The sequence below is a fragment of the Dysgonomonas mossii genome (assembly GCF_004569505.1).
Classification (GTDB): Bacteria; Bacteroidota; Bacteroidia; order Bacteroidales; family Dysgonomonadaceae; genus Dysgonomonas.
Genome location: NZ_SPPK01000002.1, coordinates 559591 through 580642, shown reverse-complemented (window position 1 = coordinate 580642; position 21052 = coordinate 559591). Strand labels below are relative to the sequence as shown.

Annotated in this window: 17 protein-coding genes and 1 riboswitch; of the genes, 14 read left to right on the top strand and 3 right to left on the bottom strand. The window is 38.5% G+C overall.

The features are described 5' to 3' along the window. Window positions 1-108: 108 nt before the first annotated feature. Window positions 109-3450 carry an AAA domain-containing protein gene (locus E4T88_RS07825; RefSeq protein WP_135104901.1) on the bottom strand — a complete coding sequence of 1114 codons (3342 nt, stop codon included), beginning with the start codon at window positions 3448-3450 and terminating at the stop codon, window positions 109-111. Beyond that, window positions 3447-3995: a hypothetical protein gene (locus E4T88_RS07820; RefSeq protein ID WP_135104900.1), complete on the bottom strand. Its 549-nt coding sequence runs from the start codon at window positions 3993-3995 to the stop codon at window positions 3447-3449. Before E4T88_RS07820 ends, E4T88_RS07825 begins: the two co-directional genes overlap by 4 nt. 150 nt (window positions 3996-4145) lie before the next feature. Next, window positions 4146-4241: riboswitch (TPP riboswitch) on the top strand. Between the two features lie 104 nt (window positions 4242-4345). Here E4T88_RS07820 and E4T88_RS07815 point away from each other — a divergent pair. The 12 genes from E4T88_RS07815 to E4T88_RS07760 all read left to right on the top strand — a co-directional run bounded on the left by E4T88_RS07815 (window position 4346) and on the right by E4T88_RS07760 (window position 17538). Continuing rightward, on the top strand, window positions 4346-6565 hold the full coding sequence (locus tag E4T88_RS07815) for a TonB-dependent receptor (RefSeq protein ID WP_135104899.1): 2220 nt from the start codon (window positions 4346-4348) through the stop codon (window positions 6563-6565). A 58-nt stretch (window positions 6566-6623) separates the two neighbouring features. After that, complete coding sequence (gene pnuC / locus E4T88_RS07810) at window positions 6624-7217, top strand: nicotinamide riboside transporter PnuC (protein ID WP_135104898.1); 594 nt, start codon at window positions 6624-6626, stop codon at window positions 7215-7217. A gap of 114 nt (window positions 7218-7331) precedes the next feature. Continuing rightward, window positions 7332-8396: a glycosyltransferase gene (locus E4T88_RS07805; RefSeq protein ID WP_135104897.1), complete on the top strand. Its 1065-nt coding sequence runs from the start codon at window positions 7332-7334 to the stop codon at window positions 8394-8396. Beyond that, window positions 8393-9457, top strand: coding sequence for a glycosyltransferase family 2 protein (locus E4T88_RS07800; protein ID WP_135104896.1), 1065 nt, complete (start codon window positions 8393-8395; stop codon window positions 9455-9457). The genes E4T88_RS07805 and E4T88_RS07800 overlap by 4 nt, the downstream gene beginning before the upstream one ends. A 5-nt stretch (window positions 9458-9462) precedes the next feature. Beyond that, entirely contained in the window at window positions 9463-10737 is a 1275-nt protein-coding gene (locus E4T88_RS07795) for a hypothetical protein (protein ID WP_228093816.1), read from the top strand. A 27-nt stretch (window positions 10738-10764) separates the two neighbouring features. Further along, window positions 10765-11460: a nucleotidyltransferase family protein gene (locus E4T88_RS07790; protein WP_135104895.1), complete on the top strand. Its 696-nt coding sequence runs from the start codon at window positions 10765-10767 to the stop codon at window positions 11458-11460. A 7-nt stretch (window positions 11461-11467) separates the two neighbouring features. Next, window positions 11468-12025: a D-glycero-alpha-D-manno-heptose-1,7-bisphosphate 7-phosphatase gene (locus E4T88_RS07785; protein WP_135104894.1), complete on the top strand. Its 558-nt coding sequence runs from the start codon at window positions 11468-11470 to the stop codon at window positions 12023-12025. Between the two features lie 11 nt (window positions 12026-12036). Then, entirely contained in the window at window positions 12037-13065 is a 1029-nt protein-coding gene (locus E4T88_RS07780) for a GHMP family kinase ATP-binding protein (RefSeq protein WP_135104893.1), read from the top strand. A gap of 6 nt (window positions 13066-13071) precedes the next feature. Next, window positions 13072-13902 carry a hypothetical protein gene (locus tag E4T88_RS07775; RefSeq protein WP_135104892.1) on the top strand — a complete coding sequence of 277 codons (831 nt, stop codon included), beginning with the start codon at window positions 13072-13074 and terminating at the stop codon, window positions 13900-13902. An 18-nt stretch (window positions 13903-13920) separates the two neighbouring features. After that, window positions 13921-15372 carry an MBOAT family O-acyltransferase gene (locus E4T88_RS07770; protein WP_135104891.1) on the top strand — a complete coding sequence of 484 codons (1452 nt, stop codon included), beginning with the start codon at window positions 13921-13923 and terminating at the stop codon, window positions 15370-15372. Window positions 15373-15375: 3 nt separating this feature from the next. Then, complete coding sequence (locus E4T88_RS07765; protein WP_135104890.1) at window positions 15376-16470, top strand: hypothetical protein; 1095 nt, start codon at window positions 15376-15378, stop codon at window positions 16468-16470. A gap of 6 nt (window positions 16471-16476) precedes the next feature. Then, a complete protein-coding gene (locus E4T88_RS07760; RefSeq protein WP_135104889.1) occupies window positions 16477-17538 on the top strand; it encodes a glycosyltransferase family 4 protein in 1062 nt (353 codons plus the stop codon). On the opposite strand, the gene E4T88_RS07755 is transcribed toward E4T88_RS07760, so the two are convergent. Then, on the bottom strand, window positions 17531-17731 hold the full coding sequence (locus E4T88_RS07755; RefSeq protein ID WP_006843210.1) for a hypothetical protein: 201 nt from the start codon (window positions 17729-17731) through the stop codon (window positions 17531-17533). The genes E4T88_RS07760 and E4T88_RS07755 overlap by 8 nt on opposite strands. A gap of 617 nt (window positions 17732-18348) precedes the next feature. Here E4T88_RS07755 and E4T88_RS07750 point away from each other — a divergent pair. Both E4T88_RS07750 and E4T88_RS07745 read left to right on the top strand, forming a co-directional pair. After that, on the top strand, window positions 18349-19050 hold the full coding sequence (locus E4T88_RS07750; protein ID WP_135104888.1) for a succinate dehydrogenase cytochrome b subunit: 702 nt from the start codon (window positions 18349-18351) through the stop codon (window positions 19048-19050). 41 nt (window positions 19051-19091) lie between these two features. Then, a complete protein-coding gene (locus E4T88_RS07745) occupies window positions 19092-21050 on the top strand; it encodes a fumarate reductase/succinate dehydrogenase flavoprotein subunit (protein WP_135104887.1) in 1959 nt (652 codons plus the stop codon). Window positions 21051-21052: the final 2 nt, after the last annotated feature.

Genomic DNA, 21052 nt, shown 5'->3' with positions numbered 1-21052 from the left:
TGTCACTTTTGTCACCTTTTACATTCAAAATACAACATATAAAACTATCCACCAATTACTTACACCTGAAATTAAAAAAGTGACATCTGTCACCTTTTTATAGAGAATTTATGTAATATGTTGTAGTATCTTCCTGTATATCGGATGTTGGTGCAGTATATAATCGTTACCAATCAGAAAGAGCTGCTCACGTGCACGGGTAAGAGCAACATTGAGTTTACGATCTACTGTTCCCTCTCGGTTCATACTACAAAAGTTTTTGAGTTGGTAAGGTTTATTGAAACAGAAGGAAAGTATAATTACATCACGCTGGCTACCTTGATAACGCTCTACAGTGTCGATCATAATATCAGACAATTCGGCAATACCTGTTTCTTCGAGCTTTTTCCTTATCAGGGCTATCTGATTTCGGTATGGAGTGATAATACCAAGCGTTCTTTGAGGGTCGAAAAGAAGATTATTAGCCTTGTAGATATCCAGTAAAGCGATTGACAAGGAGACAGCAATTTCGGCTTCGGCATCGTTCGTTTTATCGGATACACTTGCATCATCTATCTCTCTGACAGGGATAAAGCAAACCCGCTTGTTTGATATCATGGTCTGATATGAATCATTCGGATCAAAAGAAGGATAATTCAAATCAGCTTGCTGCCTTTCGGTTGCGATCTTTAATATATTGTCATAGAAGTGAGGATTTACAAGACGTGCAATATCCTGATGCATACGTCCATGATATGTAAGTGTATCATAGGCATGTGTCCATCCTTGTTTTTGGCAAATACGGAACAGCCGTTCGAAAAGAGATTCACGGCAATCGTAAAGCTCAATATCATTTAAGATGCTACTATCGACCTTCGATCTGGATTCATCTTGCAATGTTATAGTAGACAGCTGCTTGTGATCACCAATCATAATAAACTTATCAAACAGAGGAAGCAGTCCTATTATCTGAGATTCCAATATTTGTGAAGCCTCATCGATAATTGCCACATCAAAATGTTTCAGGTCGAATAGTTCCGGCTTACCCATGATAGATGCTAATGTTCCTACAAATATCCGAGTTGAGGCGATTGCCTGCAAAAGGTCTTTGCGGTTTGTAGCTTTACATGAGATATTCTGCAACAGTCGATGTCGATATGGCTCTCCGCATGATAGTTCCGAACCTATACGGATATATCGGTCACACACGGATTCATCTTCTGAAAATGCTTGACAGATAGCAGCACATAACTCATCTACAGCACGATTGGTGTATGCCATAACAAGGATGTTGTTATCTTCTTTTGCATGAAGACGCTCGATGAGTTCCCGTGCAAAGATGGACGTCTTGCCTGTACCCGGAGGCCCTACGATAAGGAAATAATCATCAGCCGACAAGGCTTTCTTTATAACGCTTTCGCCCCTCTCCTCTTGAGTCAGTTCTTTGTCGGGACGGTTCTCATGGGAGATACAGTTCGGCTCTTTAAGTCCGAGCAAGAGTTCCTTCTTATCGGCAGGAGCAGAGAGAAAACCAAACAGGCTTTTATACATGGCATTATACCCATGATCGAGTTTATCGTGCTCTACCGCCCAAAGCCTGTAACGAGAGAAGAAAGCTCTGTTTCGCTGCTTGTATCTAAAACGGAGGGTTACCGAATGAGATGATATTTCTACAACTGAGCCTTTTAGTATTTGGTTGGTGAGTACCGTATCTTCCTCATCTTTCTTCGGATATAAGATACAGATTTCTCCTACCCGAAAGTTCACACAATCTTGAGGGGCTAATCGATTGAATCGGATCACCATATCCCGACCACTGTCGTCTATATCTTCTATCTCGAGATCAGAGATCAGATCCAAAGCGTCTTTGCGTTCGGAGAAAGTTGTATTCCACAGGGCTGAGACACTCATTGCTGTATCAAAATTCTCATCTCCTGTTTTTTGCAAGTATAATTCCCTTGCCACAAAGTTAATGTAGCGATAGGCGTATGTCTTTTCTAATGGAGATGATTTAGTAAGAACGTCCTCCAACTCTTTTAGCTTATCTATGAAGAACTGAGGTGCTCTACCATAATTATCTAAACTGAAGAGCTCTTTGAAAATTTGTTCTACCGTTTGCACATCGCCCGAATACAAGTCGTGTTCGGTAGCCACAATCAGATTGCGAGTATTGATAATCTCTTTCTCCAAGCGTTGGTATCTGGCTGCAAAACGGATATTCTCTCCGGCATTGTCAGCACTCGAATATAAGATCGTAGGATAGATATGACGTGCATCTTTGTTGAATACACTTTGTATCATGAGCCGATAGATAGCAGTCTGCGTTTCGTGGTTCGAAGCAATCTTTGTTACATCTTCACGGGGATAAGGTGGCTTACCCGACTTTAATTCTATGATACGGTCTGCGCCATCCTCCTCATCGGAGAGTTGCAACAGGTCGAGCCGCCCTTGAAAACCGTATTTCTCGCAAAAGAAGGAAGGCTCTAATGTACACAGGGTAGTATCAAAGCCATTTGTGGGCATATCGTTTATTATTACTCGTCGGATATTGTTGAACTGGCTCTCTGCCCTCGACATGAAGTTACGAAAATCCAAATTATCCTTTATGTCTTGGCATGATGCATATTCGAAGGGCATCTGACGGAAAGATTTTAGAAACACATCTTCAAACTTCAGAGTTCGGAGATTTTCGGCATAGATAAGCTCGTCGAGAAAGAAGTTTGCCAAATTTCCTAACAGTATATAATGAGAATTCGCATTCGGCTCAAACTTTCTGCGGAAGTAATGCAAGTGAGAATTACCATACGATTGAAAACACTCTGCCATTGCAGAAGCATCGATCAGATAGTCGGGCTCAAGTACAAATACGGAAGGAATGTAACAGCCGTGTCCATCCTTTCTCACATCTATCAGATTTAGTTGGGCGCCAATCCACAAACGATCGATAGTAGGATTGAATACCTCATTTGCAGACACATTATATTTTACTGCTAATGTTTCTTGAGGAAAAGTCTCGGGTTGACAGATCAGTAACTGGTTTTCTTTATCTATATCTAGCACCTGCACACGCAGCCTATCCAGCGGTAAGCTTTTCTTATCCTCTTGTTCGGCACCTTCGGGTATTTCGAGGCTATGGTCTCCTTGCAAAAATGCATAAAACAACTCTATGCTTTGTTTAGCATCGTCGTATTGTTTGGGCGTAACCAGATTATTCTCATCTCTTTGCAGAAAAGAACTTCTGATACGGATTGTATGTAACCGCCACTCTATACGCTTAGGCAAATCATACTTTTGAGATATGAAGACCAGCCGAGAAAATAAAGAAGGAAACTGCAAAGATTCACCTTTAGTGATTTCCTTGCAGCTTCTTTCCAATATCTGTTTGAGGCAGATATATTTATTTCTTAGCGATAGATTGGTTTGATCTATCTGTAGTATCTCAGAGAGATAGTCGGATACAGATATTATCATTCCCGCAATCTTACATCAAGATAACTTTTAAGATATATCTCTATTTTCGTACCATTAATAGGAATACCAGCTCTATTTGTGAGATATCCATCAACAATAACATTTATCCCCCCTTGATTGTAGAATCTGCGCATAACACTATTCATGAAATCATAAAATTCAGGATCTTTAGCTGTATCGAATACCATTACCTCATAATCCTTCAATACATCTATCTTTGGCGAAAAAAGAAAAGGAGTCATCCCTTCGACATCGATATACAAATCACGAATAACATCTCCATAGCGCAAATCACCGGTGATAACCAATTCGGTTCCTTGATATTCCATCCCAATTATAGAGCCATTTCCAAGACCGGGCAAATCATTGAAAGTATAACTGCCTCCTCCATTACTTGAGAAAAATCCAGTTTTACTAGTATATGATTGGAATTCACAGTTGAGATTTGTCCTTGATATATAATCATCCGTTTCACACGACGAAAATCCGACTAAAATGAGGAGAGTCAATAAGATTACGCAAAGCTTGTTCATATAGTATTTCATAATTAAATAATTTAGTGACAAAGTTAAATAATTTTATCTTATATATATGACTATGAAAATGAGGTTTTGTAACATCGGGAAGAATAGTTATAGAAAACTTTTATAAGTGACTGCTTGTTATATATCAAAATAGAATATCTATCTTTGACAACGAAATCTTAGGGGTGCCTTAAAATAACGGGCTGAGATCACACCCATAAACCTGATCCGGGTAATGCCGGCGGAGGGATAGAGAAATATGCAATTGCGCACACGCATATCTTTAACATTCGGGAAATTATCTTATCAAACCCCTTTTTTGTTTAACATCAGGACATATTTACGTATGTCTGGCAAAATTTATATCTTAAATGAAAAAGGTCTTTCTTTCTCTTTCCATAATATTGATAAATGGAATGGGGATTTTCGCACAACAAAAAGCAGATAGTTTGAAAGTTATAAAACTAGATGAAGTTGTTGTGTCTGCAACACGTGTAGGTCAGGATGCTCCGGTAGCATACTCTAGTCTGACCGAAAAACAACTAAAAGGAGACAACGCCGCAAAAAACATTCCGGCTATAATGCAAACCCTCCCATCTGTAGTCTCGTATACAGAAGGAGGAACGGCAGTAGGGAACACTTCGTTTCGCATTCGTGGAACTGATGCCAACCGTATTAATATCACCCTGAATGGGATGCCGCTGAATAATCCTGAAAGTCAGGAAGTATACTGGGTCAATTTGCCGGATTTATCAAACTCATTGCAAAGTATGCAAGTCCAACGCGGAGTAGGAACATCTACCAACGGTGCGGCCTCTTTCGGGGCTAGTATTTCGATGCAAACGCTGGGAGGAAAACCCAAACCCTATGCCGACATATCTACAGCCTACGGACAATATAATACACTATTATTGTCGGGAGCAGCAGGTACAGGCATTATGAAAAGCGGATTGTCGTTAGACGCAAGATACTCTTACGTAAAGAGTGACGGGTATATCCGTAACGGAAAGGTAGACCATAAGAATATCTATGCCGCATTGTCTCACTACTCCGACAGGCAACTGATACGGCTGATTTATATGAACGGAATACAGCATACCGGCATTACATGGGAAGGTATCGATCCGAGCATGCTGGCTATAAACAGGCGATACAATCCGGCAGGGGAATATAAAGACGACAATGGCAATACACGCTATTATGATAACGAAACGGATAACTACTATTCGAATATCGGACAGCTGATCTATACCCGTTATCTGACAAATGCATTGACATTGAATGTAAACTTGAGTTATAATCATGGCTATGGGTATTACGAAAATTATAAAACAGGGCGTAAATTTTCAGAATTCGGACTCGAAAATCAGACTGTAGATGGTACTACTTACAAAAAATCAGATCTTATACGTCGCAAACTGATGATGAATCATTTGTATGTAGGAGGGGTAAATCTGAAATGGGAAAAAGAGAAGTTTGATTTTACCTTAGGGAGTATGTATAGCTATTATGATGGAACTCATTATGGTCGATTGCTCTGGGTAAAATTCAACCAGAATATACCTGCTGGTTACGAATGGTATAGAAATGATGCAGATAAACAAGACATGAATGTTTTCCTGAAAACAGAATACAAACCGATGACCAATCTGTCGATATTCGCAGAAGTACAAGAACGCTATGTAGACTATCGGATGAAAGGGATCGATGATGATCTTACAAATCTGTCAAGCAAAAACTACTACAGTTTTATTAATCCAAAAGGGGGAGTATCTTATCGCTTTGCGGATTATAACGAGATTTACGGATCGTTGGGTATATCGAACAGAGAGCCTCTGCGTGCCGACCTTAAAGAATCTCTCAAAGAAGGAGGAATCCCCATCACTTCCGAAAGATTGTACGACTATGAGCTGGGTTACAAATATGCGAATGCGACAATAGCTTTTAGTACCAATCTTTATTACATGAATTATAAAGACCAATTGGTACAGACCGGAAAATTGAACGATGTTGGTTATAAATTGCAAGAAAATGTACCCGACAGCTATCGTACAGGAATAGAACTGGCATTGTCTTATACGCCTAACTATTGGCTACAGCTAGCCGGAAACTTGACCCTGAGCCGTAACAAGATAAAGAATCACACTGTTTACTATCCTTACTACGACAATCAAACAGACTGGAATAGCTTGGGGCAGATATCAGAAACATTCAAATCTACCGACATTTCATTTTCACCAAATACTGTCGGCAGCTTTACGGTTACGTTCAAGCCATTCGAAAAAGAAGATATAAGCTTCTCTTTCATCAACAAGTACGTTGGAAGAATGTATTACGACAATACGTCAAACCCTGATAACCGCTTGTCAGATTATTTCGTTACTGACTTTGCTGCTTCGTACACCTTAGATGCCAAAAAAGTAGGGAAATTTGATTTTCAGTTTTTTATCAACAATCTGACAAATGTAAAGTATAATGCAAATGCATGGGTGGATACATATAAGTTTGCAGATGGAACAGAACAAGTTTATAAAGGGTTATTTCCTCAAGCGGGAGCTAACGTGATGGGCAAGATAAGATATCGGTTTTGATATATTTTGATTTACTTTGTGGGATGCAGTAAAACATCCCACAATTTTATATACAACAATGATAGAATATTTTATAGAAAATAATTGGGTCAGTATAGTTGGAGCCATTATCGGCCTTATTTTCCTTTACTTAGAATACAAAGCCAATGTATGGATGTGGGCTGCAAGTATCGTCATGGCAGCTTTTTATATCTATATATTCTATAGTACGCAACTATATGCCAGCATGGGTATATACATTTATTTCTTCGGGGCATCTATATATGGCTGGCTGATATGGATATTCCGCAACAGAGATGCAGAAACAGGAGATGAGATCATCTCTCACGCCACCAAAGGCTACACCCTGCCTATAATAATCGGAGTAGCACTTATAGCCATATTTATTTATGGCATCCTTATTTCGTTTAGTACCAATAACATATATATCACGATTGGAGACTCTCTCACTACCTCCCTCAACATTGTAGCATTGTGGATGATCTCCCGAAAGTGGGTAGAACAATGGCTATTGGTAATTCCTGCAAATTTAATTTCAAGTATCCTACTCTTTGCTCAACATGATATTATGTCGGGCTGTTTATTTTTTATCTTTTTCGTTGTCTCTATAATGGGATATTACAAGTGGAAAAGATTAGCGTTAGCTTCGTGATATAGTCTTGTTATTGTCATAAAACAGAGAGATGTAACACAAAAGATATAAAAAATGTTATCTTTGCATGAATGGTGATAACAGTTAGAGCAAACAATTCTACAAGATAATTACATGAAAATCTTCCAGGTTATTACGGTTTCTGAATATGGCGGCGCCCAGACTATAGTTGCAGACCTGGTAAAAAAATTCAGTTCTGAACACGAACTCTTTCTCCTATATGGAGGTAATGGCGAAGCCTGGAGTAATTTGGGAGATAATTTTACCCGCATTAAGCTAAACAATCATTGTAAAGAGGTTTCAATAAAAGATATAATGCTTTTATTGAAATTATTCTACTATCGTATCAAATACAAACCCGATGTTGTGCATCTGCACTCTTCCAAGATGGGAGCGATCGGGCGATTAGTCTTCGGTCGTAAAACAATTGTATATACTGTACATGGATTTGATTCGATAAGGACTGCTTTTCGGAAATTCTTAGTTATCGAAAAATTGTTGAAGCACAAAGCATTCCGCATCATTGGAGTGAGCCAATACGATGTGGATATGATGAAGAAGGAAAATATCTGTAAAAACGTAGGAAGGATATACAATGGCGTTGCAGATCACTATCTGACAAACAAAATTGAACAAGATCCTCTGACTGAAAAGTTAGAGAGTATAAAAAAAGATTATCCCAAAACAATCATGTGTATTTCGCGAATATCGAAACAAAAGAAATTCGATTTATTTCTGGATATAGCACATGAAATGCCTCAATATGCCTTTGTGTGGATTGGCAATAAAGAGGAAATAGAGGGACTGCCGCCCAATGTATTTTGTTTGGGTGAAATGCATTCTGCTTTTACTTATTTAAGATACGCTGATGTTTTTATATTACCATCCAACTACGAGGGGTTGCCAATGTCGATACTTGAAGCTCTGGCATTCAAAGTTCCGGTAGTTGCATCTGCTGTAGGAGGTATTACAGAAGTATTGGACGGGAAGAATGGTTTTGCGGTAGAGAATAAAGCCTCTATCTTTGAAGAAAAAATACAATATATTTTATCTGATGAAAACATCCAGAAGAGCATGTCTGAGTGTGCAAGACAATCATATCTTGCAAATTTTACGATAGAGAAAATGGTAGACAGTTATGGCGCTGTCTTTAACACAATAGTAGCAAATAAAAAATGAGCCAACCTTTAGTCTCTGTATTAATACCCTGCTATAATGTAGAAAGGTATGTGGAAGAATCGATCAATTCGATTCTAAATCAAACATATCGTAACCTTGAAGTTATAGCCATAAATGACTGTTCTACTGACAGAACAGGAGAATTATTACAGGCTATGGCAAAAAAAGATTCTCGGATAAGTGTTTTCACCAATGAAAAGAATCTGAAATTAATACAAACATTGAACAAAGGTATCTTGCTGTGCAAAGGTGATTATATAGCACGTATGGATGCTGACGATATCTCCTTGCCTACTCGCATCGAAAAGGAAGTCGCATTTTTGGAGAAACATACCGATCATGATATAGTAAGTTCACAGTTTTATGCCTTCCGATCAGAAAATCCGAGTAAAAAAGATCTGAACCATAGCCCGACACACGATCGGGAGCTGCGAGGATATATGCTTTTTCGGTCGGGAATATGCCATCCGGCGGTAATGATTCGCAAGAGAGTCTTTACCGAATTGGGATTAAAATTTGAGCCGGAGTATTTACATGTCGAAGACTATGCATTATGGTCTGAAGCTATGTACAAAACAAAGTTGGGAAATCTGAATGAGCCTTTGTTGCTGTATCGTGTGCATAAGCAACAGGTATCCTCTTTGCACGAAGAACTGCAAACAGAGAATAAGAAGAAGGTGTTTAAAATACATTGCAAGCATTTGGGCTTACCTACCAATGACGACTTTATAAATATCTATACTTCTGTAGCAGAATGTGTTCCTTTACAATCGTCATTCGACTATCTTGACAAGTGTGAAGCATTTATGGTTTCCTTACTCAAACTGAATAAAGACAAAGACTTCTGTGACGAAAATTATCTTGTGAAGCTTCTTTCGCTTACATGGTTACGTCTGTGTGCAAATTCTCGTTTAGGTCTGAAAGTAATAAAGAAGATGAAAGCCTCATCTTTATACGATGAAAGAAATTATACATCAAGAGATTTGGCTATTTTTTATACAAAGTGTACTTTTAGACTCAGATATAAAAAGTCCCTTATTTACAAACTAGTATTTAGATAAAGTGTATGCCTAAATTGAAACAGGTATTACCAATGTTGGTTCCTTTATTGGTAACGTTCTATTATATTTATCCACAGGCTTTGGATGTACGAGGCTCATCTTTCATTTCTCTATCGGGTTTGATCGGACTAGCTATCTATGCCTATCATCGTTTTCCATTTCGGGAAGTTGTATATGTGATGGTTGCCACTTTTGCTTTATTTCTGATTTTTTACACTTCGGTATGGTACAATGGAGCCGATGACGGAGGATTTAGCTTCGACTATGTAAAGAGTAGGATTGCCTGGTTCTTTACAGCATATATTATTATGTTACTTATATTTAAGATACATAAAAAACCTACCCTCAACACTGTTCTCTTATACATTATCGGAGCCATCGCATTACAGTCTCTTTGCGCATTTTTGATGTACATAAGCGATCCTGTTAAAGAATTCCTAATATCTTTACAGATGGAAGGCGGAGAGTACACTGAAGAAATCATGGAGGAGGCCGGAGGGCAACGCCTGTTGGGATATGGCATCGGGTTCTTTGGAGCGGGAGCAATCAGTGGTATTGCCCTTATCTTACTTTCCTATCTCTTTATGAGAATGAAACTTACTACCAAAGAGTTTATTATACTGGCTACATTGTACGTATTTATTTTTTATATCGGTCTGTTTATGGCTCGTACAACGATTGTAGGTATGGCGGTGGGGTTTGCTCTTATTGCGGTATTGTATCTGTGGGACAACAGGGCAGTGAAGAAACAAGCGAAGACATTTGTCATAGCTGCGGCATTCCTGATGGTTGCCGGATATACTTTTGCAATGTTTTACTTTTCGAGCTTTACTGACTGGGCTTTCGAATTGTTTACAAACCTCTTTGTACACGGGCGATTAGAAACGAAGTCTTCAAGTGGATTATCTCAGATGTTTTTGATACCGACAAAATTCTCAGAACTGATCATAGGGCAAGGAACAGCCACATTTTTTGGTACCGATGTGGGATATAGCCGGCTTCTATTCTTCTCGGGAATAATAGGAACTCTGGGATTTTTCGTATATCAGCTATATATCATAAAACTTAGCTTAACAAAAGACTGGGGTGTTAATATGGTTGCCATATCGATGTTTGTATACACCTTGGCGCTGAATGTAAAAGGACTTATCGACTTAAATCTCATATTATACATCATATTCTTCTATTTCATGTTCTATAAATATTACGTATATATGCCTAAGCTATATGCGAAGAGCAAAATAAAAATGAAGCAAAGAAGTATAAGCAATAAGATATAAAGAAGCAGTAATAGCAAAAACAGCAAAATGAAAGAATGTATTATATTAGCCGGAGGGCTGGGCACCCGTTTACAATCGGTAGTAAATGATGTTCCGAAATGCATGGCCGAAGTAGCCGGAAAACCATTTTTGAGTTACTTGTTCAACTATGCAAAAAATCAGCAATTCGATCACCTTATTCTTTCATTGGGTTATAAATCGGAAGTTGTACTACAGTGGCTCGACGGCAAATCATACCCTTTCAAGATATCTTATGTTGTAGAAGATTCACCCTTAGGAACAGGCGGGGCAATCAAGTTGGCATTCGACAAAGTAGAAACAGATAAAGCCTTTATCTTCAACGGAGATACATTCTTTGATGTAGATACTACTCTGTTAGCAGAGTTTCATAAAGAAAAGAAAGCGATAATATCCCTAGCATTGAAACCTATGACAGATTTTGACCGTTATGGTTCTGTCGATCTAAATCAAGAAGGACGCATCATTCGCTTTAACGAGAAACAGCATTGCGCAAAGGGATTAATCAATGGAGGAGTGTACGTAATAAACAAAAGTCTATTTCAGACATTAAGCCTTCCTGAAAAATTTTCTTTCGAAAAAGATGTGATGGAAAAGCATATCAACAATATTCCATTCTACGGCTGTGTGCAAGATGGTTATTTTATCGACATAGGGATTCCTTCCGACTTTGCGAAGGCAAATCAAGATTTTAAGAACTTGTAAAATTAAGATGGACAAACAAAATTTAGACAAATACAAGTATTTATTTCTTGATAGAGATGGCGTTATTAATGTAGAACGCCCCAGCGATTATGTCAAGAATATACCAGAATTTGTATTTATAGACAAAACTTTACAGGCTATCAGAATCTTATCTTCTAGATTCGAACGCATTTTCATTGTCACCAATCAGCGTGGAGTTGGCCGTGGCAAGATGAGCATATCCGACTTGGAAGAAGTACATAGCTATATGCTATCCCAGATAGAAACTTCGGGCGGACATATAGATCGAATATATTATTGTACTGATCTGACATCTGACTCTATAAACAGAAAACCCAATGTGGGAATGGCTTTTAAAGCACTTACTGATTTCCCCGAAATAGAGTTCGAAAATTCAATTATGGTAGGCAATAGCATGTCAGACATTGAATTCGGCAACAAAGTGGGAATGTACACAATACTAGTGGGTGATAAATATCCCGAAGGTCATAAAATATACGAGAACATTAACGCACATTACAAAAATCTATATAAGTTTGCAGATAGTCTGCTCAAGATATTTTAAAATATCAAGTCATGATAATAAGAAGTAAAGCCCCATTCCGATTAGGATTAGCAGGTGGAGGAACCGATGTATCTCCATACTCGGATTTGTATGGAGGATGTATATTGAATGCAACTATAAATTTGTATGCATTCGCAAATATTGAACCTCGCACCGACAACAAAATTGTATTCCGTATTCCACAAACAAATGAGGAATATATTTTCGATTCTGCGATCGAACTACCTATCGCCAACGATAAAGCCGATTTGATGAAAGGTATATACAACAGGGTAATCAAAGACTTTATAAAAAAGCCTTTATCTTTTACGCTGACCTGTGCTCTCGAAGTTCCTTTTGGCTCGGGACTAGGAACATCCTCTACCCTAGCCATTGCTATATTGGGTGCATATACCGAATGGCTCTCTTTGCCTTTGGGCGATTACGACCTGGCATATCTGGCATATCAGATAGAACGAATAGACCTAAAGCAAGCAGGAGGAAAACAAGATCAGTATGCCGCAGCATTCGGAGGGTTTAACTTTATGGAATTCTATGCAGATGACAAAGTGATTGTAAATCCTCTACGCATCCGCAACGAAATAATCAATGAGCTATCTAACAACTTGTTGCTTTGCTACACCAACTCGAGTAGAAATTCGGGAGATATCATCGAAAAGCAACAAAAGAATGTTAAAGATCATCAAGAAAGGTCAATAGAAGCAATGCATCAGATAAAAAAACAGTCTTATGAAATAAAGGAAGCTATTCTGAAAAATAATCTGGACGAAATAGGAGATGTTTTGCATCGGGGATGGACTTACAAACGAGACATGGCGGACGGAATTTCCACTCCGCTTTTCGAAGAACTATACAATACAGCCATATCCGCCGGAGCCACAGGAGGCAAAATATCGGGGGCCGGAGGTGGAGGATATGTGTTTTTCTATTGTCCGAGAAATACACGTTTTTCCGTAGCTAAAGCTTTACAAGGATTGGACGCGCAGATACAACCATACACTTTTACAAAAAAGGGATTAGAAACCTGGTATACTAAATAAAACTAGATGAAAGTAGCAATTCTGATACGTGTATATGACAGGATTGAAGATTTGAAACATAATCTTCGGATCATATCTGAGACATGGAAGGAAAATGATTATTATACAATTGTTGTCAGCAATGGCAAGAACAATGGCTATGAGGTCACTCCCGATTCGTTACCGCTCATCGACAAGCTCGTAATACTGGAGGAGAACGCAGGACATAGGCGAGGCAATTCGCAATTACTAATGGAAGGTATTAAATATATTCCATCGGACTGCAAATACACCCTTATCCTCGAAGCTGACACATGGATGTACGGTGATCGTATTATCTCTAAATATACAAGCTTACTTGACAAATCTGATTTTGCAGTTTGGGCCAGTGCCGACTGGTATGACAAATACTATGCCTTAGCTACAGATTTTGCAATTATCAAGACACAATATATTATCAAAAATTCGGGAATCTTTGATTTTGAACTTTTTCCCGAATGTCATATATCCAACTTCTTGAGAGATACAAATGCAGGTTATCTGTGGATAAAGGAAAATACACCTGTGCATGTTCCCAGTTATGTGAAATACAAATACCCTTATATACCAAACATCAAAGAGGGACGTTTTTATGTCTTTCCCAAATCAAAAACAGTTACGCATCATATTGAGTATCTGAAGGGAGGAATGGAGCAAAAGAAACGCTATTTTAATATCATTGCCAACGATGATTACTTTACCGAAACAAAAAGCAATAACAAAAGTTGGAACAGATTCAAAATGAAGTTTTGGATCGGATTAAGTAAGTTATTAGTGAAAAGAAGTTGGTATAGTGGTAAAACCTATAAAGATATATAACAGTAGAATACTTAATATATGATATTCTCTACATACAGTTTTGTATTTATTTATCTGCCGCTAGTACTCTTGCTATACTTCGGGATGGCACGTTATGTAAGCCGCAGATTCCAGCAAATATTTTTGATCGTAGCATCACTGATATTTTATGGAGCTATATTTTTTCAAGGATTCGAACATCTCTGGTATATAGCTTTGATTATGTCTTCTGTGATAGTCAACTACTCTGTTGCAATCGGCGTGCAGAATATAGCGAGGCCTCCTACACGTAAAATAGTATTTACAATAGGTGTGATATTCAATGTTGTGCTATTAGGCTATTATAAATATTCCAATTTCTTTCTGGAAAACATCAACTATGCCTTCGACACGCAGTTTGTAATAAAACATATCATGCTGCCCATCGGCATCAGCTTTTTCACATTCCAACAAATAGCTTTTCTTATCAGCGTCTTAAAACGTGAAGAAAAAGTACCAAACTTTTGGGATTATACATTGTTCATCGTATTCTTTCCTCAGTTAGTAGCGGGACCTATAGTGTTTCTTAAAGATGTGCTGCATCAATATCTGGATGAGGAAAATCGTTTTTTCAATGCAAAGAACTTTTCAGCCGGACTTTTCATCTTTGTTATCGGTCTTTTCAAGAAAGCCGTAATAGCCGATACGCTCGACAATTTTGTATTTTACTCATACCTATCGCCCGAAAAGCTTGGTTTTGCAACCTCGTGGCTGACCGCCCTGTCTTATTCGTTTCAGATATATTTCGACTTTAGCGGATATTCCGATATGGCAATAGGATTGGCCAAGATGATGAACATCAACCTTCCGGTCAACTTCTATTCTCCATACAAGTCTGTAAGTATAACTGAGTTTTGGAAACGGTGGCACATCACATTAGGTCGATCCCTGGCCGTACTGATATATTATCCGCTGGGTGGAAATCGCAAAGGTCTTGCCCGTACATGCTTCAATCTGTTTGCCGTATTTTTTGTCAGTGGTATTTGGCATGGCGCATCTTGGACTTTCATCGTATGGGGTATTGCACACGGGGTAGTACGCATATTTGAGAGGCTATTCATGAAGTATCTGGAGAAAATTCCCAACCTCATACGGATATTCTTCACATTTATGTTTGTAAATGCGGCATGGGTATTATTCCGTTCACCGACATTCGACATAGCTCTGACCGTTCTTAAAAATATGTTCGCTCCTGAGAGTTTCAGCTTCAGTGGTATAGCCCACATGGCTTACAACACGAGCATAACATATCCCGACTCTATGGCTGTGATATATGTATTGGCTATCCTGTCTATTTTGACTACATTGGTGTTTTTATACCCTAAGAACAGTATAGATAAGTACAATGAATTCAAACCGACAGTAAAAAACGCGATGGTTATTGCCTTGCTGTTCACGGTGTCGGTAATTCATTTCTCGAGAGTAGGTGCGTTTATTTATTTCAACTTCTAGCCTATGAATAAGATAGAGAATAAAAACTCATTCAAAAAATTCCTTAGTGTATTTACAATAGCCTCTATTGTAATGCTGCTAGGCGTGGGCTGTCTTACTTATATTGTTGATCCATTTTTCCAGTTCAGAGTCAATGAAGATGGACGCTATTTTCTGAGTCCATGGCTGCAAAATGGAGGACTCGCACGCAACTACGACTACAATACTGTTGTACTCGGATCATCGATGGTACAGAATTATGATATATCTATCCTCAAAAAGAATAATCCTTCTGTTAAACCTGTTAAGTTATCAAGCGGAGGAATGAACAACGAAGAGATGAAATATCTATACTCGTTAGTCAAAAAAGATAGTGTAAAATCATTCATTATAAACTTTGACATTCCTCAGTTCAATCTCGGCTTTGAAGAAGTCCGTTATCCGCGATTCCTATACGAAGACAGGCCTATCAACAAGCTACAGTATCTATATGGATATGAAGCATGCATACGCTTCTTACCCATCGACCTGATACTACCTCTATATCTGAAAAGTAAAGAACAGATACCCGTAGAATATGTGATGAAAACAGAAATAGATCAAATAGGGAACAACAGTTATTTGAACTATTATAATGCCGATCATGTAAAGAATCTTTACTTAAGTGGACAAACAGTATCGATACAGCGACTGGATGGAATGAAGGAACGCATGCACAGCAAACTTGCTTCATTACTGGAAAATATGGCTATAGACGATCATAAAGATATTCAATATACAATTGTTTTGTCTCCATACTCGGCTCTATACTGGTATCATACCAAAGAAAGTGGGTATTACGACCAGTTCATCGATTTCATATATCACCTGGAACAGTCCTTAAAAACATGCAACAATGCACGATTGATGTTCTTTTTCAACATGAATGAAATTACCGATCTGAATAACTATTCGGACGTTACACACTTCTCTCCGGCATTGACAGACAAAGTACTCGAAAATATTTATAATCCGGAATATGAACTTAACTCATCCAATATCGATGATAAGATACACCAACTGGAAAGTTTAGTGAATATATTTGTAGAACAAAACAAAGATTGGTTACCCAAAAATTGACATAATATGTTTGTAGTTAACGGAAGATACTTGACACAAAAAGCAACAGGCGTACATCGATATGCTTTCGAGATATGTAACAAACTTCATGAAATGGGTGTCGATTTTCATGTAGCTGTTCCGAATGAAATCCATCCGGATTATAAGTTCAGTTTCAAGGTGGTGAAATGTGGTTCTTTGAATACACATCTCTGGGAGCAGATATCCCTACCTCGCTATCTGAAGCGTATTGGCAGCCCATTGCTAATAAGCTTTACAGGCTGTGGTCCAATAAATTACAGCAATCAAATCATGACCATCCACGACGTATCGCATGAGCGTTACCCCGAATGGTTCTCTAAAAATTATTACCGTTTCTACCATTACATGATGCCTCGCATCGGAAAAAAAGCACATGCAGTACTTACCGTCAGTGAATTTTCGAAGAAAGAAATAGTGGATACTTTGGGTATAAATGCCGAAAAGATACATGTAGTACATAGCAACGTACCGTTTCATAATAAGCCAAGTAAGGAGGAAATATTGAGTTTCACTCGCAATCCCGAAGCGGAAAGATATATTCTGGCAGTATCATCGATGGACCCCCGCAAAAACTTTATAAGACTTGTAGAAGCCTTTGACAAAATAAAAGACAAGTCGGTGAAACTATATATTATAGGTATGTCGTTCAAAGCCTTCAATACACCTGATCTACAAAAACTAATCGGGGAAAATGTACATCTTCCGGGCTATATACCCGATGAGAAATTACAGACCATGTATCAGAATGCTTTATTATCTGTATACCCCTCGTTGTACGAAGGCTTTGGCTTGCCGCCATTAGAATCGATGACATACGGCTGTCCGGTTATCAATTCAGATATACCTGCCTTACGCGAAGTAAGCCAAGATGCAGCATTATACGTAGATCCTTACAATGTAGAAGATATTACCGAAAAAATAGAACAGTTGTTGGTTGATGAACCGCTGCGAAAAGAATTACAAGAAAAGGGTTTACTACAAATAAAAAAATATTCGTGGGACAAGTCAGCCAAACAAGTTTACGAGTTGGCTCAATTATTTATGTAAATTTTTGATTCGACTCTCTGATTTTATCCTTTACTATTTGTACCAGAGATACAACAAGAAGAATAAGAGAGGCAGCAAAACAAGCGAATCCAAGTACTTTATCCGAATCAAAATTTAGAATGCCTACTGATGTTAACAATAAAGCAGTAGGAATCAATGCGTATGACATTGTAAAAGGCCTGGAAGTTTTCATTATTGGTATTATTTGTGCTTATTTACTTATTAGATGCATAAAAAGCCAGAAAGATGCAAAAATACAGATTATTTAAACAAATTTAACAAGAATTACATCTCGTAAATTATGCTATAGTCTCCAAACAGGTCATTATCACTATAAATAAAACAAATTACGAAAGAAATAGTTCATCTGTGAATAAGGGTTTCAAGACATTCGCAAATAAAATTATTCTACAATAAGCTACTATGCCATTCTTTTATACGTTTTTTTAGAATGTTATCAATACTAAAAACATACCGACAAGAGCCATACAGAATAAAACTCATAGATTTTGGCTCTTTCTATAAAAAGACTATATTTATAAGAACAGAGTGTATTTATAGCTTTATGCTATATCAACCTTAAATACGTATAATATAGGTCAATAAATGAAATCGGATATGTTCATATAGTAATTACAGTTTTTGCTTTTTGATTAAAAAGCTCTTGCTTTTACTTTGAAAATACCTTTATTTAACCTACTTTTGCAGGGTAATAGAAAAAAGCGATTACGCATGTTTTTTTTCTATCATAGTCAACGATCAATACATCTAAAATTAACTATTCTAAATAACTAAAAACAGATTTGATTTATGAGTTGGTTACTTAAATCTTCTATTGGCAAGAAGTTGATCATGAGTATCTCAGGTATCGCTCTTGTCTTATTCTTGCTGTTTCACGCGGCGATGAATGTAACGGCGGTGTTTTCGGAAGAGGCCTACAACACCATTTGTGCCCTTCTTGGTGCTAACTGGTATGCTGTGGCAGGTACTGCCGTCTTAGGAGGACTTGTTGCAGTTCACTTCATTTATGCACTTATCTTAACCCTACAAAATCGCAAAGCTCGCGGTAATGATCGTTATGCAGTAAATGTACGCCCTAAAAACGTGCAATGGGCATCTCAGAACATGTTTGTTTTGGGAGTAATCGTAATTGGATTCCTAGTACTACATTTCAGCCAGTTCTGGTATAAAATGATGTTTGCCGAACTAATGGGACATCATCATGTAGAATTAGGCGATGCTACAGTATCTCCACAAGATGGAGCTGCTTTTATCAAATACTATTTCAGCAAAGAATGGATTGTTGCAGCGTATTTGATATGGTATGTAGCATTATGGTTTCACCTATCTCACGGATTTTGGAGTGCAGTTCATACCATCGGCTGGAACAATCGCGTATGGATGAATCGCTGGAAAGTAATTGGACAAGTAGTTGCTACTATTATTTGTCTTGCGTTTGCATTTGTAACTATTTACTTCTACGCAAGAGCTACTTTTTGCCCATTTGTTTAGGCACTGATTATTTTTGTTAATTGATTAAAAGAAAAACAGATATGAGTACTATACTAGATCCAAAAAAAGATTCAAAAATACCTGATGGGCCATTAGCAGACAAGTGGACCAACTATAAAGACCACCAGAAACTGGTGAACCCTGCTAACAAACGTCGCCTTGACGTTATTATCGTGGGTACAGGTCTTGCAGGAGCTTCAGCAGCAGCATCACTTGGTGAGGTGGGCTTCAATGTACTGAACTTCTGTATCCAGGACTCTCCTCGCCGTGCACACTCTATCGCAGCACAGGGAGGTATAAATGCAGCAAAGAATTATCAAAACGACGGCGACTCTGTATACCGTCTATTTTATGATACAATCAAAGGTGGTGACTACCGTGCTCGCGAGGCGAATGTATATCGTCTTGCTGAAGTATCGAATAGCATCATCGACCAATGCGTAGCTCAGGGAGTTCCTTTTGCTCGCGAATACGGCGGCTTACTTGACAACCGTTCATTCGGTGGAGCTCAGGTATCCCGTACTTTTTATGCTAAAGGACAAACCGGACAGCAATTGTTATTAGGTGCATACTCGGCTCTGAGCCGTCAGGTGCAAAAGGGAAGCGTGAAGCTTTATACCCGTTACGAAATGGTCGACGTTGTTATGATCGATGGCCGTGCACGTGGTATTATTGCACGCAACCTTGTAACAGGTAAACTAGAACGTTTTGCGGCACATGCTGTAGTAATAGCAACAGGTGGATACGGAAATGCATTTTTCCTTTCTACTAACGCAATGGGTTCTAACGGATCGGCAGCTATCCAAGCATACAAAAAGGGAGCATACTTCGCAAATCCTTGTTATGCTCAAATTCACCCAACATGTATTCCTGTTCATGGAGAGTTCCAGTCGAAATTGACATTGATGTCAGAATCTCTTCGTAACGACGGACGTATATGGGTACCAAAGAAAAAAGAAGATGCCGAAGCAATCCGTGCAGGTAAATTAAAACCAACTCAGATTGCAGAAGAAGACAGAGACTATTATTTGGAAAGACGTTATCCGGCTTTCGGTAACCTTGTACCACGCGACGTTGCATCTCGTGCAGCAAAAGAAAGATGTGATGCAGGATATGGAGTAGGATCTACAGGTCTTGCCGTATATCTTGACTTTAGCGATGCTATCAAACGTCTTGGCCGCAACGTAGTAGAAGCTAAATACGGTAACTTGTTCCAGATGTATGACAAAATCGTTGACGAAAACCCATACGAAACACCGATGATGATTTATCCGGCTATCCACTATACAATGGGTGGTATCTGGGTTGATTATGAGTTGATGACCTCTATCAAAGGTTTGTTTGCACTGGGAGAAGCTAACTTCTCTGACCACGGAGCAAACCGTCTTGGCGCATCAGCATTGATGCAGGGACTAGCCGATGGTTATTTCGTATTACCATATACTATTCAGAATTATCTTGCCGATCAGATTACTGTACCTCGTTTCAGCACAGACCTTCCTGAATTTGCGGAAGTAGAAAATGAAATCAAAGAGAAGATAGCTAAACTGATGGCTATAAAAGGAAAACGTTCTGTTGACTCTATCCACAAACAATTGGGTCTTATCATGTGGGATTTTGTAGGTATGGCACGTACAAAAGAATCTCTTGAGAAAGCAATCGAAGAACTGAAAGCTGTTAAAAAAGAATTCTGGTCGAATGTTCTTATACCGGGCGAAGCCAATGACCTGAATACAGAGTTGGAAAAAGCTCTACGCTTGGCAGACTTCATCGAAATCGGTTTATTAATGGCTTATGACGGATTGAATCGTAACGAATCGTGTGGTGGTCACTTCCGTGAAGAATACCAAACTCCTGAAGGGGAAGCGATGCGCGACGATGAAAATTACTCTTATGTTGCATGTTGGAAATATCAGGGCGAAGATTCAGCTCCTGAGCTTGTAAAAGAGCCACTAGACTATGAGTTTATAGTAAGACAACAACGTAATTACAAGGCATAAAA